The organism is Enterococcus haemoperoxidus ATCC BAA-382, from assembly GCF_000407165.1.
Lineage (GTDB): Bacteria > Bacillota > Bacilli > Lactobacillales > Enterococcaceae > Enterococcus_L > Enterococcus_L haemoperoxidus.
The window spans coordinates 621,219-639,238 of record NZ_KE136480.1 but is presented as its reverse complement, the minus strand read 5'-3'; the positions used below and the strand labels follow the sequence as shown (position 1 = coordinate 639,238).

General features: G+C 37.4%; 15 protein-coding genes and 1 other annotated feature. All 15 genes read left to right on the top strand.

All coding sequences use genetic code 11. From position 1 onward, the window contains the following. The first annotated feature begins 236 nt into the window (after positions 1-236). The 15 genes from I583_RS16790 (at position 237) to I583_RS13570 (ending at position 17,979) form a co-directional block, all read left to right on the top strand. Positions 237-5,015, top strand: coding sequence for a putative mucin/carbohydrate-binding domain-containing protein (locus tag I583_RS16790; protein ID WP_010761999.1), 4,779 nt, complete (start codon positions 237-239; stop codon positions 5,013-5,015). Positions 5,016-5,517: 502 nt separating this feature from the next. Then, positions 5,518-6,885 carry a hypothetical protein gene (locus tag I583_RS13635; RefSeq protein WP_010761997.1) on the top strand — a complete coding sequence of 456 codons (1,368 nt, stop codon included), beginning with the start codon at positions 5,518-5,520 and terminating at the stop codon, positions 6,883-6,885. Positions 6,886-6,996: 111 nt separating this feature from the next. Beyond that, on the top strand, positions 6,997-7,476 hold the full coding sequence (locus tag I583_RS13630) for a dCTP deaminase/dUTPase family protein (RefSeq protein WP_010761996.1): 480 nt from the start codon (positions 6,997-6,999) through the stop codon (positions 7,474-7,476). A gap of 103 nt (positions 7,477-7,579) precedes the next feature. Then, positions 7,580-8,950: a DNA repair protein RadA gene (gene radA, locus I583_RS13625; RefSeq protein WP_010761995.1), complete on the top strand. Its 1,371-nt coding sequence runs from the start codon at positions 7,580-7,582 to the stop codon at positions 8,948-8,950. An 89-nt stretch (positions 8,951-9,039) separates the two neighbouring features. Further along, positions 9,040-10,182 (top strand): PIN/TRAM domain-containing protein, encoded by a 1,143-nt coding sequence (locus I583_RS13620; protein ID WP_010761994.1) that lies wholly within the window; start codon positions 9,040-9,042, stop codon positions 10,180-10,182. Then, entirely contained in the window at positions 10,169-10,894 is a 726-nt protein-coding gene (gene ispD, locus I583_RS13615) for a 2-C-methyl-D-erythritol 4-phosphate cytidylyltransferase (protein ID WP_010761993.1), read from the top strand. Before I583_RS13620 ends, ispD begins: the two co-directional genes overlap by 14 nt. Before the next feature lie 10 nt (positions 10,895-10,904). Further along, positions 10,905-11,378, top strand: a complete 474-nt coding sequence (gene ispF / locus I583_RS13610) for a 2-C-methyl-D-erythritol 2,4-cyclodiphosphate synthase (protein WP_010761992.1) — start codon at positions 10,905-10,907, stop codon at positions 11,376-11,378. A 15-nt stretch (positions 11,379-11,393) separates the two neighbouring features. Further along, positions 11,394-12,851: a glutamate--tRNA ligase gene (gene gltX, locus I583_RS13605; RefSeq protein WP_010761991.1), complete on the top strand. Its 1,458-nt coding sequence runs from the start codon at positions 11,394-11,396 to the stop codon at positions 12,849-12,851. A 1-nt stretch (position 12,852) separates the two neighbouring features. Further along, positions 12,853-13,053, top strand: a binding site (T-box leader). A 115-nt stretch (positions 13,054-13,168) separates the two neighbouring features. Further along, the gene (epsC, locus tag I583_RS13600) at positions 13,169-13,705 is read left to right on the top strand and encodes a serine O-acetyltransferase EpsC (protein WP_010761990.1); all 537 of its coding nucleotides are present in this window, start codon (positions 13,169-13,171) and stop codon (positions 13,703-13,705) included. Next, a complete protein-coding gene (gene cysS, locus I583_RS13595) occupies positions 13,702-15,114 on the top strand; it encodes a cysteine--tRNA ligase (RefSeq protein ID WP_010761989.1) in 1,413 nt (470 codons plus the stop codon). The genes epsC and cysS overlap by 4 nt, the downstream gene beginning before the upstream one ends. Next, entirely contained in the window at positions 15,111-15,509 is a 399-nt protein-coding gene (locus I583_RS13590; RefSeq protein WP_010761988.1) for a Mini-ribonuclease 3, read from the top strand. Before cysS ends, I583_RS13590 begins: the two co-directional genes overlap by 4 nt. Next, a complete protein-coding gene (rlmB, locus tag I583_RS13585) occupies positions 15,499-16,338 on the top strand; it encodes a 23S rRNA (guanosine(2251)-2'-O)-methyltransferase RlmB (RefSeq protein WP_010761987.1) in 840 nt (279 codons plus the stop codon). The genes I583_RS13590 and rlmB overlap by 11 nt, the downstream gene beginning before the upstream one ends. 84 nt (positions 16,339-16,422) lie before the next feature. Further along, positions 16,423-16,953 carry an NYN domain-containing protein gene (locus I583_RS13580; protein ID WP_010761986.1) on the top strand — a complete coding sequence of 177 codons (531 nt, stop codon included), beginning with the start codon at positions 16,423-16,425 and terminating at the stop codon, positions 16,951-16,953. 86 nt (positions 16,954-17,039) lie between these two features. Further along, positions 17,040-17,600, top strand: a complete 561-nt coding sequence (locus I583_RS13575; RefSeq protein WP_010761985.1) for a sigma-70 family RNA polymerase sigma factor — start codon at positions 17,040-17,042, stop codon at positions 17,598-17,600. A gap of 133 nt (positions 17,601-17,733) precedes the next feature. Continuing rightward, on the top strand, positions 17,734-17,979 hold the full coding sequence (locus I583_RS13570; protein WP_010761984.1) for a Veg family protein: 246 nt from the start codon (positions 17,734-17,736) through the stop codon (positions 17,977-17,979). The last annotated feature ends 41 nt before the right edge of the window (positions 17,980-18,020 follow it).

Genomic DNA, 18,020 nt, shown 5'->3' with positions numbered 1-18,020 from the left:
GGTTGGAACAGAAGTGTTTATTTCTGAAGGGATTACTTCTGCTCCTATCGTTTATCCGGATTCCATGTGACTGGGGTATGACTCGCAGAGTTATGTCTCAGTCACGTTTTATTTTAAGAGTTAGTGAATGTTTATTAAACTTAGTTGGAGGAGCGAATAATAAGCACCAACTAATACAAATAGTATTGGCAAGTGTAACAGATTTTATGTAGAACAATTAAGAAAGGAATTATGAAATGAAGAATAATACTAGCTATTCCGCCAAAAAAACCTCACTTCTTTTAGTAGTAAGCACCATTCTAATTCTCATGTTAAGTCTAATTGTAATCGATGATTTAACCGCTGAGGCTATGGAAGAAAATAAGTCTTTGACCCTTACTGCCGTACAAAAAAAAGAAATGATTGAACTTGAAATAAAACAGTGTCTGAATAAGAACAGTTTAGACACTAAAGAATTTGAGCTATCACTTGAGGTAAAAGAGCTGGTCGCTTATGATGGACAGGCACTTTTAGATCAGACTAAGATTATCGGTGAAAAAGGCCAAGATTATACGGGTACTCCAGGGGTAACAAAACGTTTGAAGGAAAACAAACTGATCGTAGGCATTCCACAGGAAATGGCAGAACGTTTCCATTCCGAGGGCAATCAGTCGGTCAGTGTAAAAAGTACGCTAAAGATAAACAAAAATGATGAACAATTAATGAAAAGCTATCAGGAAAGTGAATTTCGCTTTTCTTTTGTTGCAAAAAATAACAAGACACAAGAAACAGTTGAGACGGCATGTGCATTTAATATAGACCCTCCAACCGCCAAGGCGGTACCGACAACAGTTAGGGCAGGTAGCTCTACAGCTGAACTATCCGCAGAAAAATTAGTGACTGATGTGAAAAGCGATTTAAAATTTGAAGAGGCTAAGGTTTTAGGCATTGAAGAGTTTAAAAAATTCGACCAAGCTGGGAATACCAAAATAGCTGTTATGATCCAGAGCGAAGAAACGCAGAGAAAGAGTCGAATTAGTGTCCCAATCAAAGTGGAAAAAGCAACGAGCAATTTTTACACTTCTGAACTGACAACCGTTATGGATGAAGTAGGTGACTATAAAAGTGGTAAGCCGATAGACGAGGAGATACTGAAAGATGCAGTCGTTCTTCAATACTTAGGCAATAGTTTATTGGACGATGTAGTCATAATAAAAGCTGGTCAAGGATACAAGAGATGGAGAGATTTTGGAGGAGCGGAAGTAAAGATTGATATTTATGATCAAATAGAAATTCACAAAGTTGCTTATAAGGACGGTCAGTATCTAAATCTCTATCTAACGAGAATCACTAAAGATCCGTTTTATCTGTCAAAGTTTAAAAATATGCCTTATGTGGAGTTTGCTACATCACCGGAGCCGCCTAGTGGCAGTATAGCACCTCCCGGAAAACCACTTCTTTTGGAGGGGCGGGTGGGAACGGCTTTAAACCAATTAGAAAAAGATATTAATTTCATCCTCCCGATTACAAAAGGTTATCCTGATGATGAGTCATCTTTAGACTTTTCTTTAGATTATCTTCAAAATATTGCGATAGCGGATGATGACATATATAAGTCAAATTTAGATACTAAAACGTTTACGAATGGAACAAAACCGTATTATAAGTTATATTGGCCGAAAAAGCCAGCAAATCGTAAACCCTATGTGTTTACTCTGCTTTATAAGGGTGTTCCTAATGAATATTTAAAAGCATTACAGTTTGGAGTCTTTGACGTTCCAAGAAGGAGAGCCGTTGGTATCTTGGATTCTTCCGCTAAAATTAATATTCCAATTTCCTATCAAAGTGCAGATATAGAGGGAAAGGTAGATAAAACGGATGAGAAAATCAAAGCGGAAGTGCATCAATTTTTACCGGAACAAGGGAGTTCAAAATATTATAAACCGTTGTCATTGGATATAAATCTAAGTAAGTACGCTGCTGCACTAGACGAAAACAATACAAAAATAAAAATAACGGATGATAAAACAACGACAGATTGGTCAAAAAATGTTAAAGAAACATATTCTGTGAACGAAAAAGGGGAACAGTTTGTTCACCTTAGGATTAGTAAAGAGATGTTAGAACAATTAGGGAATCAAGCTGGGAATATTAGAGCCAACATCAGTATTGAAGTACCGATGTCATCTTCAGCAGATGCATCGATAATGGAGTACTATGATAGCGATAGTTCGATGTTTAAACTACCTGTGAAAGTCTCCAATGAGTTAGGGAGCAAGGAAAGTGTGTCTTCCGTTCAAATGTTAAAACCAACAGCACAAGGTGTGTCACAGGCTGTTGAAATAGGCAGCACATTTAAAGAGTTAAATGCATCTGACTTTGTTAAAGATTTAAAAAGTATCCTTCCTTTTGATACGATAGAAGTCGTTGGGTTCAAAGGTGAGAAAACCTTCGATACACTAGGGAAAACAAAGATTGAGGTCACTATAAAGAGTCAAGCAACGAATGTACTAGCAGATATTGAAGTCGAGGTTACGGTTGTCGAGAACCCGTTGACGTACATTACAACGACTAAAAGTATAGAACTAAATAAAAAAGGACAGGTGGTACAAGGAAGTGGTGCAGTATCATTTACAGGAAAGTCGGATGCTAAAATCCAAGTCTATACAGATCCGATTGTAGAGCTTAAAAACAGTGTCGGTAAGAATCCTGTAGATTTGAGTATCTATAAGGAGGGGGCAACTAAACCAATAAGATCAGGAGAGTTGCTTACTGAGTTGACAGTCGCAAATAGGGCCACAGATTTTAAGCTATCAGCACCAGAAAATAAGTTTAAAAATACGGATGCCTACAAAGGAAACATGACTATTCATTTTGAAGTAAGTGAGTATGGCGGACGTCAGGTAAAAGAGATCTTTAGCATCCCAGAACCGACTATGATTTTTAAAGCTGGCATGAGCAAGGGGAAGTATCATGACCGTCAAGATTTAGGTTTTATCTTAAGGGAAGATACTGAATTAAGAGTGAGACAAGTCAATCCAACCTTTAAAGATAAGTTGACGCTTCGATTGTTGGGGAATGATTCTAAAGCTGAAAAAGAAATAAAAGTTGGAGCTGAATGGACCCAGATTAGTGCAACAGAAGCGTTGGTTCCCTTCGTGGATACGCCTTATGGAGCTACGTCCGCACAATTAGAGTATGAAATACAAGATACTAGAACTCAAAAACAGCTTCCCATCTATCATTATCAAATGAATCCGCAAGAATTTTTTAATATCTGGGACCAAAGCGATGGAAACTACGCTTTAGTAAAAGGAATAGATTTCCAATTGTTAATTCCTAAAAGAGACAAAGCCTTAGTAAAAAAACTAAAAGACTATTCCTCTTTGGACGAACTTATTGAACACTATAATGAGTTATTTGCCTATTTTAATCAAATGGCCGGCTTTGATCATTCATCATTAGAAAACGAAAATGGTAAAAATCGTTATTTCTTAAAAGCAGACAGCAACGGAGCAGGTGGTGCATATTATAATGCGAAGTGGACGGCCAATAGTACACCGAGTATAGATATGTGGCTAACTAAAAATAGTTGGGGGACGCTACACGAAATTGCCCACGGCTATCAAGCTGGTTTTGATGGTGTAGGAATGTATACGGGAGAAGTTTCCAATAATTTATTTGGTGTACAGTATCAGTATGATAAATATGGGAAAAAAGCGGATGATAGTAGTTGGTTATTTAATTATGGGAATAAAGCGAGTGTAGAAAGTGGACTTTACACGAAATTGGTTAGTAATAATGGCACGTATGATTCTGGTGATTTACGAGAAAAGCTTATTTTACTAACAATGTTAAAACAAAAAGCAGGCAATGAGGCCTTTACAACGTTGTATCAAGAATATCGCAAGTTAGCGAATCAACCTAATTTTAATAAAAAAAATTATCCATTACCAGATTTATTAAATAAATACTACAGTGAAACGAGCCAACAAGATTTTACTCCTGTATTAGAAAGATGGGGACTAGATATTAATCACACACAAGCTGAAAAAAATCGTTCTTTAGGATACCCGGCGATTGCTTCACTGGTTAACGTGGTCCCTGTAAGTGAATTGACGCGTGCACATGATCTATTGGATCAGTCGATTTTAATCAATTCAAATTTTGAAATGGTACAAAATAAAGATATTTCAAGTTTGAATTTACACGGGCAGCTAACAATTCAATTAAAAACAGAAAATATTCAAGATCTCAAAGGAATAAAACTATCCTTAAATGACGGAAATAAAGAAATAGGTGCGCAAACGATTGATGGAGACAAGCTTGTTTTTGACAACATACCGAATGGTGTCTACCGATTAAAATTTTCTGGAAAACAAATGGTACGCTATATTACAGATGATTTTTATGTCTATGTAAAAGAAAAGGAAAACGAAGCAACGATTACGTTGAAGGAACTTAAGAGCAGTGATTTAGTAGAGCAAACTATCCAATTTTTTGGTCTTGGTGATAAACAATTCGGCCTATTTGAAACGAATTTAAGTGGTGAAGAAGCTGTTTTTTCTGTAACAAAGAAAGATACCCATAGTTATTTTGCTGGAAAACTATATTCTAATCTGACTGTGCTAGACAGTAATAATGTTATAAAGTATGAAAAATCTATAGAAGGAACTAATGCAACCCTTGCCACAGATAAAATACCTTTAAGTCAAGGTGATCGCATTGAAATCTATCATGCGGAGACTAAAAATAGACTTCGTTCAGTAGAAAATGTTATCGATAAAACACAAAAAACAAATCGCTGGATAATGACAAGATGGGGATTGCAAAATGAGTCTTTAAAAAACGATCCTCAACAAAATCTTATAAATAAAATTGAGGCGGAGGGAGTACGGCTGTTAAAAGATGAAGCAAGTAATAGTGTCCCCTTAGCAGAATCGGTGACTCGAAAACAACTGCTTGCTGCGGTTCAATTACTAGAAGAACCTTATAAAACTGAATTTATGGATAAGTTTTCTTCGTTATTCAAATAATTAAAATTCTAATGAGACTATTGGAAAGTGTTTTTTTTATGGATAATAAATAAAGATAAGCGGTTGCTAGCTTTTAAATCGTTTTTTTCTCAAGGTCAAATATACTGACAGATAAAAGTAAAAGAATGAATTTGAGCAGCAGAAAGAGGTTGGGACAAGTGTTTAATTCCGAGAAATAAGAAGGGATTGCTTCTGCTCCCACCGTTTATCCGGATTCCATGTGACTGGGATATGACTCACAGAGTTATGTCCTAGTCACTTTTTTGATTAGGTAAAGATTTGATTGACCCCATAGTTGTTATGTGTTTGCTTAGATACCAATACTGAATCTTAGTGCTTAAGTGTTATAGGCTAGATAATGAATGGTCAGATCTTTAAAAAAAGAGTCATCAAAGTTACAATGGGTTATAATAAGAGCGACGATAAAATGGGCTTAATAATTTTGAATAAGTCTAATACAGAGGTATATTTTGAAATAGACTAGGTTGAAGGAGCATGATTGATGTCCAAACTAAAAGAACTAGCCCGCAATTTTCTACAAGTTGCGCCGTTTATTTTATCCAATACAATTATTTTTATTCCATATTTTTTATTTTTGAGTTTAAGTGATGGAACCACGATGGAGAGAATTTTACCTTTTGTCCTTTTTTATACGTTTCGGATGACGGGGATATTTCTGTTAAAAAGTTTCAAACTAGCGTTGACGAGTTTTAATGTGCTGATCATTTCGATTCTGCTTGGAGGTGCCGGTTGTTTGGTTGGCGTGTTAGGCCAATTTTATTTTCCTGCCTATCTTTTTTCAGCTGTTTTACTTGGGATCAGTGCGTCATGGTTGCCCGCCGCTAATACTACTGTCAATTATCATGAGAAGCACCAAGGATATTCTACTTTGACGGGTAGAAAATATCTTTTTATTTTACTGATATTCGGGGGCGTGATTGCAACGCTGATGTTGTCGAAAGAATTGAGGCTTCCTTTAGTTTTAGCCGAGTATACTTTACTGTATATAGCAGCTTATCATACGGTTACTCATTACCCAGATTATGAAATTGATTTCAATGAAGTTAATCAACAAGTAATCTCAGTCAAAGAGTTCTTTTTATTTTTGTTTTTCTTTATTCTTTTATTATTTATTCGATCCGCCCGATTGCTATTTGATCCGCAACTTCTAGATGTTGGCATTATCGGTTTTTCTATCTTATTTTTAGTGGCCGGCTGGTATTTAAACAGTCAAATAAAAAGTTGGAAACTCCCTTTATGGTTGAATTTGTTAACATTTGCTAATGGTATGTGTATGAATTTTCTACTGCTCTTTGGGACGTTTTATGTTTCGTTACGTTTAGGAATAGATCGCCTGACTACTAATTTATATGTTCCTTATATTATGGGAATAATCGGGTCAGCCGTTGTTATTAAATTTTTATACCGCATATTTCCTAAAGTGGATGCTAAAATTATTCATCTGGGCAGTTTTATCCTGTCATTATTGTTGTTATTGTTTCGACCGCTTTTTCCAGTAGGCGTCTTTTTGCTCAGCTGTTTTATAAGTGCGACAGGTAATTTCTTGAATCAGCAGTATTATCAAGAAGAGAGTTTACCTCAAGACCAACGCATTATTACGAAATACAGCACTCAAACCAAAGGCAGTGTGACTCACCAGTTGTTATTGATGAGTGTTTTATGGTTGTTAGCGAAACAAGCACAGTTACCCGTTAAAACAGTTTTGCAGATCACGGCACATCGAACGCATAATCCAGCCGCTCTTCAGTTAGTAGAGCATGTCCATGTGATTAGCATCGTCGGATTGATGTTATTTTTTTCTTTTATACTTTATGAAGTAGTAAAATATGAACAAAATGAGTCCAAATAATGTGTAAACATTAAAAAAATACGAGAGAATAGTAAAGATACTGTAAAAGTAAGCTTGGAATCATTGGAATATGTTAAAATAGAAATAGTTTACAAGTAGAGGAGATTTTTGATGAAACAACGAGGATTTGAGATTATTACAGATTATAAAGACCAAGGCATTGCACTTCCTGAGCGTGCGACAAAAGGGGCTGCAGGCTACGACTTTGAAGCGGCTGAAACAGTCGTTGTCCCAAGCATTTGGAAACTACAAGCACAAGGTATAGCACCAAAACCAGTTTTGGTAAAAACAGGAATCAAAGCGTACATGGCTGAAAATGAGTATTTAGAATTAGTGAGTCGTTCATCAAATCCTTTGAAACGCTTTTTAATGTTAGCCAATGGTGTAGGTGTGATCGATCGCGATTATTATAATAACGAAGGCAATGAAGGGCATATCATGTTTCAGTTTTTGAATTTCGGTTATGAAGAGATGGTCATTGAAAAAGGCGAACGAATTGGACAAGGAATCTTTAAACCATTTCTTTTAGCCGATGTTGATGACGTAGAAACAGAACGCACAGGCGGATTTGGCTCTTCTGGTAAAAATTAAGACAAATTCACTGGAAAACTGCGTATTTTATAGTGGGAAGTCTTAGTCTAAGAGACCGATACTATGGTAAAATAAAGAATACATCAAAACGAGGGGATAGCATATGGCAAAAAAAGCAAAAGTTCAATTTGAGTGTCAAACGTGCGGGTATATCTCCCCTAAATATTTAGGACGCTGTCCGAATTGCGGCCAGTGGAACACAATGACCGAAGAAATCATTCAAGATACGACAGATCGTCGTGCTAGAGTTAGTTTAACTGGTAAAAAGACTCAGCCGCAGCGTTTAGCGGAAGTTGTTCCTAAGAAAGAACCCAGGGTTAAAACTAAGTTGGTAGAACTGAATCGTGTGTTAGGTGGCGGTGTCGTTCCTGGATCACTTGTTCTGATTGGCGGAGATCCTGGGATCGGTAAATCAACACTGTTATTACAAGTGTCACAACAGCTTGCTGAAATCGGCGGCAAAGTACTCTATGTATCTGGTGAGGAAAGTGCGGAACAAATCAAAATGCGTGCTGAGCGTTTAAGCTCGATCGATACGGAATTTTATTTGTATGCTGAAACAGATATGAACGAAATAAGTCGTGCAATCGAAAAGTTGGAACCAGATTATGTGATCATCGACTCCATTCAAACAATGACGCAACCTGATGTGACCAGTGTGGCCGGAAGCGTCAGCCAAGTACGAGAGACGACAGCTGAACTATTGAAAATAGCTAAAACCAATGGGATTGCGATCTTCATTGTAGGTCATGTGACCAAAGAAGGCTCGATTGCAGGGCCACGTATGCTTGAGCACATGGTAGATACTGTTTTATATTTTGAAGGTGATAAGCATCATACATTCAGAATATTAAGAGCAGTAAAAAATCGTTTTGGTTCCACCAATGAGATCGGTATTTTCGAAATGCGGGAGCATGGACTAGAAGAAGTCGCGAATCCTTCTCAAGTCTTTTTAGAAGAGCGACTGGCTGATGCCACTGGTTCAGCAATTGTTGTAGCGATGGAAGGAACACGTCCGATTTTAGTTGAGGTTCAGGCTTTGGTAACACCAACGATGTTTGGGAATGCCAAACGGACAACGACTGGACTAGATTTTAATCGTGTTTCCTTGATTATGGCAGTTTTAGAGAAGCGTGCCGGATTGCTACTACAAAATCAAGATGCGTATCTTAAAGCTGCTGGAGGCGTGAAAATCAACGAACCAGCCATTGATTTAGCAGTGGCTGTGAGCATTGCTTCCAGCTATAAAGAAAATGGTACAAAGCCAACAGAATGTTTTATTGGTGAAATTGGTTTGACTGGTGAGATTCGTCGTGTGAATAGTATTGAACAACGAGTACGAGAAGCACAGAAGCTAGGTTTCACTAAAATTTATTTACCAAAAAATAATTTAGGTGGTTGGACTCCACCAGAAGGCATCGAGATTGTTGGTGTTGCGACAATCGGAGAAACACTAAGAAAAGTATTCAAATAGAGTGAGAGTCAAGAGATCGATAAAAGATTTAAAGATCGATCTCTCCTTTCAATCTTTAAATAAGTATGACTATATTGGAGGATGAATCTATGCAGAAACGTGTCATCACACTGCTGATGGTCGTCGCAGGTGCAAGCTTAGGTATCTCATTATTACCGATGGCTTGGGACATGGCGAAACAGGCAGATAATACATGGCTGAACAATAACTTTACTAACAGTTTGATTGGTGCACTTATTTTCTTTATTTTATCGTTAGGGTTAGCGAAGTATATTGTTTCAGCTGTAAAAAAAGTAGAAGCAGCATTAAATGAAATGAGTTTGACGTATCTATTATTCGGTAGTATCGGTGCGATTCTTGGTCTGGTCATTGGTGTGATTATTTCGATTCCAATGTACAACTTGAATATCCCGTTTGTAAATAGTGTATTACCGATTTTGGTCATGATTATTTTTGGTTACCTTGGATTTCGTATGGGAACAACTCGTATTGATGAGTGGCGCAAAATCTTCACTCCTAAGCAAAAGAAAATTCAGGTTGAAAATGAAGGCGAAGTACTAGATCGTAGAGTCGAGGATCATTTTCATAAATACAAAATTTTGGATACAAGTGTGATCATTGATGGTAGAATCTACGACATTGCTAAAACTGGTTTTTTAGAAGGGGTTATTTTGATTCCGAATTTTGTGCTGTATGAGCTGCAATACATTGCTGATTCTGGTGATAGTCTAAAGCGTGTTCGTGGACGTCGTGGTTTGGATATTTTAAATGCACTGCAAAAAGAAGATGGGATTTCAGTTGAAATGTATGAAGGCGATTTTGAAGATATTTCAGAAGTCGATAGTAAACTGATCAAATTAGCCAAATTATTGGATGGTGTAGTTGTAACAAACGACTATAATTTGAACAAAGTTTCTGAGTTTCAAAATGTTCCGGTATTGAATATTAATGCCTTAGCAAATGCCGTAAAACCTGTTGTGATTCCAGGTGAAACGATGAACGTGATGGTTGTTAAAGCTGGTACAGAACGACAACAGGGTGTGGCTTACTTAGATGACGGCACAATGGTTGTAGTTGAAGATGGGCAGCATTACATGAACGAACATATTCAAGTAGTTGTAACAAGCGCATTACAGACGGCAGCAGGTCGGATGATTTTTGCTAAACCAGCTCACTCAGGTCGTGGGATCGACGAGAGTAAAGAAGAACATAGAGCCAATGAAAAAAGCTGAAAATAGAAACAAAGCACTGGATTATGAAGTCATATTATTGGCTGCTGGACAAGGTAAGAGAATGGGTGCCAGCCGAAATAAGATTTTATTGCATTTAATTGGAAAGCCAGTTATTTCTTATTCATTAAATACATTTTTAAATGATCCTGCATGTAAACACATTGTCTTGGTTACGCAAGAAGAGGAACAAGATTTATTAGCGGCAATGGTCAAAAAAGAAACAAAGAAAAAAAACTGTCAAATTACGATCGTCTCTGGTGGTTGTGAAAGGCAATACAGTGTTTATAATGGGTTAAAAGCATTACTTGATCAAAAAAATATTGTGATGGTTCACGATGGTGCAAGACCATTTGTCACTTTGAAACAATTGAAATTATTACACCAAAAGGTGCAAGAAACGAGAGCTGCAATTTTAGGTGTTCCAGTCAAAGATACGATCAAACGAGTGATTGAAGGAATCGTACAAGAGACAGTTCCACGTGAAACATTATGGCAAATTCAAACGCCGCAAGCTTTTTATGGGGAGGATTTATTGGCAGTTCATGTTCGTGCCCAACAAGAAGAATATTTAGGAACAGACGATGCATCACTTATTGAAAAATATAGTCATTTACCTGTCTCAATGGTATTGGGTAGTTATGAAAATATTAAATTGACCACGCCAGAAGATATGCTGATTGGCGAAGCAATCGTGAAACGAAAAAGAAGCTAGGTGAAAAAATATGATAAGAATCGGGCAAGGATTTGACGTTCATCAATTGGTAGCAGGACGAAAATTGATCATCGGTGGTGTGGAACTACCATTTGAAAAAGGATTACTAGGACACTCGGATGCAGATGTATTGTTGCATGCAATTACGGATGCGCTGTTAGGCGCTGCTGGCTTTGGCGACATTGGTCATTTGTTCCCTGATACAGATCCGAAATTTAAAGATGCGGACTCAATGAAATTATTATACGAAGCAAATCAAAAAATTTTAACTGGTGGCTTTACTATTGGCAATATTGATTGTACAATTTTAGCAGAACAACCAAAAATGAAACCTTATTTAGAACAGATGAAAGAAAACATCGCCAAAGCCTGTCAAATCGAAACAAATCAAATCAATTTAAAAGCAACGACGATGGAGAAAATGGGCTTTATTGGTCAAGAAGAAGGTATGGGAGCGATCGCGGTCGCTTTACTTGATAAATAGAAAGAGGAATGCACAATGACAAAAGTACGTGTACGTTACGCACCAAGTCCAACTGGACACTTGCATATTGGAAATGCAAGAACGGCTTTATTTAATTACTTATTTGCCCGTCATAATGATGGTGATTTTATTATTCGTATTGAAGATACCGATCAAAAGAGAAACATTGAAGATGGCGAAAAAAGCCAACTAGAAAACTTAGCTTGGCTAGGGATGGATTGGGATGAATCTCCTGAAAAACCAGGTGAGTACGGTCCTTATCGTCAATCAGAACGTAGCGAAATTTATCAACCTTTGATCGATCAACTGTTGGTAAGCAATCGTGCTTATAAATGTTATTGTACTGAAGAAGAATTAGAAGCTGAAAGAGAAGCGCAACGTGCTCGCAGCGAAATGCCTCATTATTCAGGTAAATGTTCAGAGTTGACACCTTCTGAACAAGCCGAAAAAGAAGCACAAGGATTGAAACCAGTTATTCGTTTCCGTGTACCAAGAAATACATCTTATACATTTGAAGATATGGTCAAAGGCGAAATCGTTTTTGAATCAGATAATATCGGAGGCGACTTCGTTATTCAAAAACGTGATGGTATGCCAACGTATAACTTTGCAGTAGCAGTGGACGACCACATGATGAAAATCACCCATGTTTTACGTGGTGACGATCACATTGCCAATACGCCTAAACAATTGATGGTTTATGAAGCATTTGGCTGGAAAGCACCAGAATTTGGCCATATGACCTTGATCATTAACTCTGAGACAGGTAAAAAGTTAAGTAAACGTGATGAATCAATTTTACAATTTATCGAACAATACCGTGAACTTGGCTATTTACCAGAAGCGATGTTCAACTTTACCGCTTTATTAGGCTGGTCACCAGTTGGAGAAGAAGAAATCTTCTCACAAGAAGAATTGATCAAAATCTTTGATCCAGAACGTTTAAGCAAATCACCAGCAGCTTTTGATGGGAAGAAACTTGAATGGGTCAATAACCAATACATGAAACAATTAGACTTAGATGTCTTAACGGATATGTGTCTTCCATATTTAGTAGCCGAAGGCAAAGTCGAAGCGCAACCAAGTAGCGAAAAATTAGAATGGTTGAAAAAAGTCGTTAGCTTATACCAACCACAAATGAGCTATGCTGCAGAAATCGTTAATGTATCTGAATTATTCTTCAATGAACATCCAGTCTTAGACGATGCAGCGAAAGAAGTTTTAGCTGGAGAAACTGTACCTGCTGTTTTAGCCGCTTTCAAAGCACAACTAGAAGCGATGGACGTGGTTGATGTCCCAAGTATTAAAGCAGGTATCAAAGCGGTTCAACAAGAAACAGGCGTTAAAGGTAAAAATCTATTTATGCCGATCCGTGTAGCTGTTTCAGGACAAATGCATGGGCCAGAATTAGGCGATACAATTGAACTTTTAGGGAAAGAAAAAGCGTTGGATCATTTAAATAACGTTTTATAATAGAAATATGTTGAGAAGAAGAAGTAAAAAAGCGTTTGTCTTTAGAGAGACTGTGGATGGTGAAAACAGTTGTCAGCACTTTTTGAAATGCATCTTTGAATAGTTTCAGCGATATGTAGCTGAAAACGGCCAACAACCGTTATCTGTTTTGAGGCAGGGAAACCTGTGAAAAAAAGTGGAACCACGCATAAGCGTCTTTTAAACGAAGTTACTTCGTTTAAAAGGCGTTTATTTGTTTAGTATCAATAGGCCTTCAGAAAGAACTGAATGAGCTTGCTAAGCTTTTATGTTTAAAATCAAACGAAAGGAGCAAAAATATGAGTTGGTTAAAAAGAGCTGTTAGGGCAGTCAAAAACAATGATCCAGCTGCACGTTCAACATTTGAAGCATTGCTTACATATCCAGGGTTGCATGCGTTGTTTTGGCATCGTTTTTCTCATTTTTTATATAGACATCGGCTGTTTTTAATAGCGAAGATCCACGCGCAGTTTTGGCGATTTTTAACAGGAGTTGAAATCCATCCCGGAGCAACGATCGCACCCGGTGTTTTTATCGATCATGGTATGGGCGTTGTGATTGGTCAAACTGCAGAAATCGAAGAAGATGTTGTGTTATTTCATGGTGTGACATTAGGCGGAACAGGTAAGGATACCGGAAAACGACATCCAACTGTCAAAAAAGGTGCGATGATCCATGCACATGCTCAAATATTAGGACCTGTTACAATAGGTGAACGAGCCAAAATAGGTGCTTCTGCCGTTGTTTTAACAGATATTCCAGATGATGCAACAGCCGTCGGAATCCCGGCAAAAATTGTCAGGATTAAAGGAGAAAAAATTGGAGGTAGCGTATGATTCAAATTTATAATACATTAACGAGAGAAAAAGAAGTATTTCAACCAATAGAAGAAGGAAAAGTCCGGATGTATGTCTGCGGACCAACAGTCTACAATTATATTCATATCGGCAATGCTCGCAGTTCGATGGCGTTTGACACGATCAGACGTTACTTAGAATACCGCGGCTATGAAGTAAATTATGTCTCAAACTTTACTGATGTAGATGATAAAATTATTCGAGCTGCGAAAGACCTTGGCATCACAGCACCAGAAGTTGCAGATCGTTTTATTCATGCATTTGAAGAAGATACGAATAGTTTGAATGTAAAACCAGCAACACTTCACCCACGCGTGATGGATCACATGCCGGATATTTTAACCTTTATCCAAACATTGATCGACAAAGGCTATGCTTACGAATCGCAAGGCGATGTTTATTATCGGACACGCAAGTTTGAAGGGTATGGCAAACTTAGCCATCAATCGATCGATGAATTAGAAGTTGGTGCTAGTCAACGGACAGGCGTAGAAAAAGATCTGAAAGAAGATCCGTTAGATTTTGCGTTGTGGAAAGGTACAAAAGAAGGCGAAATTTCTTGGGATTCTCCGTGGGGAGCTGGTCGTCCTGGATGGCACATCGAGTGTTCTGTTATGGCAACGAAACACTTAGGTGATACAATTGATATTCATGGTGGCGGTCAAGATTTAGAGTTTCCTCATCATGAAAATGAAATCGCGCAAAGTGAAGCAAAAACAGGTCAAAAATTCGCCAATTACTGGATGCACAATGGTTTTGTCACGATTGGTGAAGACGATGAAAAAATGAGCAAATCACTAGGAAACTTTGTAACAGTTCATGAACTAGTGAAGCAAGTCGACCCTCAAGTCTTGCGTTTCTTTATGGCTACTACACAATATCGCCGCCCAATTCGTTATAGTGAAACAACGATGAAAGAAGCAGGCGTTAATTTACAAAAATTAAAAAATGCGTTTGAGAATCTATCCTTTAGAAAAACCGATGCAGTAACAGAACGTGACGAAGATACTCAAAAGTTACAAGAATTAGCAGATTTGGAAATACGTTTCACAACTGAAATGGATGATGATTTTAACGTAGCAAACGGAATCACTGTGGTGTATGAAATGGCGAAATGGCTAAATCAATACAGTGAGCAAGAGGCTGTATCAGCAGTGGTAATCGAAAAAGCGCTAGAACAGTTTACACAATGGTTAAGTATTTTTGGTATTTTCTTTTTATCAGAAGAGTTGCTAGATGACGACATTGATCAGTTGATCGAAGAACGTAATCAAGCACGTGCAAACCGAGATTTTGCCCGTAGTGATGAAATTCGTGATTTATTAAAAGACAAAGGAATAACCTTGGAAGACACAGCACAAGGAACTAGATGGAGAAGAAGTGAATGAGAGATTATACTCAATTAAACGGTTTAGCTTTGGCTTATGTAGGAGATGCAATCTATGAGATTTATATCCGCGATTACTTAGTGGAACAAGGACAAACCAAACCAAATACGCTACACCGTATGGCAACACATTATGTTTCAGCAAAAGCCCAAGCTTTTTTGATTCAAGAAATGTTGGAAGAAAAATTACTTTCAGAAAGTGAAGAATTAATGTACAAACGCGGCCGCAATGCGAAAAGCCATACGTCTGCGAAAAATGCTGATATCACAACGTATCGAATTGCAACTGGATTTGAATCGTTGATGGGCTATCTGCACCTTACTAAACAAACGGAACGTTTGGAAGAATTGATCGATTGGTGTATAAAAAAAGTAGGTGAAAAAAATGAGAAATGATAAAAAACGACCTTTTAAGGGAAACAAGCCGCAAAAAAATCAGCCGTTTAAAAAAGAACCAGTAAAAAAAGAGCGTGAAGTCTCCCAAGAAGAGATCGAAGACAACTTTGTTTTTGGCAATCATGCAACGATAGAGGCGATTCAGCAAGGTCGAGGGAATAAATTATTTCTTCAAGAAGATAGCAAAAGTGAGAAAGTCGAACATTTAAAATTATTAGCAAAAGAAAATGCTGTACCTGTAAAATGGGTACCAAAGCAAAAACTCGATGCAATGACCAATCATGGTGTCCATCAGGGGATCGTATTGGCGATTACAGCGTATGAATACCTAACGTTGGATGAATTACTTGATCGTACGAAAGAAAAGACAGAGACACCATTTTTCTTGATTTTAGATAGTTTAGAAGATCCGCATAATTTTGGTTCGATATTGAGAACAGCTGATGCAACTGGTGTAGATGGAATCATTATTCCTAAACACCGTGCAGTTGGAATTACGCCAGTTGTGACGAAAGCTTCAACTGGTGCAGTCGAATATATCCCAGTTGCTCGTGTAACAAATTTAGCGCAAAGTATTGCAACGCTTAAGGAAAATAGTTTTTGGATTTTCGGAACAGATATGAAAGGCACGGATTATCGTAAATGGAATAGCCAAGGCGCGATCGCTTTAATCATTGGTAATGAAGGCCGTGGGATGAGTCAGGGACTGCATAAAGAAGTAGATGAACTATTGACGATTCCGATGAGCGGGCATGTTCAAAGTTTGAATGCGGGTGTTGCAGCTGGTTTGTTGATGTATGAAGCTTATCGTGGACGAAATCCTCTTTAAATCGTTAGTTTAATGGCGAGATAGAAGTAATGTTGGTATTAATCTTCTGTCTCAGCAACTGTATAAAGAAGGTGACAAAGCAGAATGAAAAAACAGTTATTGATCGTTGATGGTTATAATATGATCGGATCTTGGCCGGAGTTGGTTCAGCTAAAAAATCAAAATAAACTTGAAGATGCTAGAGAATTATTACTGCAGCGTTTATCTAATTATGCCAAATACGAAGATTTGGATGTTATTGTGGTTTTTGATGCGCAGTTAGTTCCTGGAATTCAGCAAACGTATAAAAAATACCATTTAACAGTAGTTTTTACGAAAGAAGAAGAGACTGCAGATAGTTATATTGAGCGGATTGCAGGAGAGAAAAATGATCGATTGACTCAAGTGACGGTTGCAACGAGTGACTTGGCAGAGCAATGGCTGGTTTTTTCAAAAGGCGCTTTACGAGCATCGGCGAATGAATTGTATAAAAATGTTCAAAAAACGGAACGTACGATAGCAGTTCATGCAACGGATATCCATTTTCAAGATTTTCGGCGAAATTCTCCGTGGAATTTAGAACAATTGTCAAAACTGTCCGATAAATTGGACGAATTGTCCAAAAAGAAAGATTAATTGTGAATTTATTCCCTTTTTTAAAAAAACAATGGTACGATTTTTCCAAGCATTTTGGTAGAATGCTTGGAAGGAGAATGTTGTTGATGAATAAGTATGAAGTTGTATTAAAAGGAGATCCATTAGCATTTGACCGTCTGTATCGAAAATATCATCCGGTGGTGTACAAGTTTCAAAAAAAGTATTACCTGAAGGATTTTGATCGAGAAGATTGGTTGCAGGAAGGTCGGATCATTTTTCACCGGTCACTAGAAAAATATGAAGAAGTGCATAATGTTTCTATTGGGAAATTCTTTAGGTCAAATTTTGAAAATCATATTCGTAGTTTGATCAGAAAACAATGTGCGCTCAAACGGACAATCGATACACAGTCCATTTCGTTAGATCAAAAAATAGAAAATCAGGGAGAAGCTTTTTTTGATTATATAGGAACCGAAGATGGAGATGCATTAGAGCAAATGATCATACGGGAAAAATTAGAACAACTACCGATTGTGCTGTCACCATTTGAACGAACGACATTCGAAGAATATATGAGTGGCAAAGAATTAGAAGAGATCGCTAAAGCCACAGATAGCCGCGAAGTCACAGTTAGAAGTGCTTATGATCGAGCAAAAAAGAAATTGAAAGCCATTATTTATGATTAAATGAGAATTTTATTATTTTTCACATTAAATAATTATCCATTTATAAATTATAATTAGTTGCATTTCATTTTCTGCTATGGTAAACTTGTTATTTTTATTAATATGTGGTATGATGGAAATTGAGGTGAATGCAATGCCAACAACTTTAGCTTCCATTAAAAAAGATCTAGAATGTCGTATCGGCAGCAAAATCACATTAGTTGCTCAGACCGGCAGAAAGCGTCAAACAGAACGTAACGGTATTTTGACAGAAACATATCCATCTGTCTTCGTTGTAGATTTAGATCCAGATGAAAACTCATTTGAACGAGTTTCTTATAGTTATTCTGATGTGTTAACACGCACAGTAGAGATTGAATTTGTCAGTGAAGCAGTCTAAAGAATTTAGTTGATTTTTTAAAAGTAGAGCTAAAGCGTTTT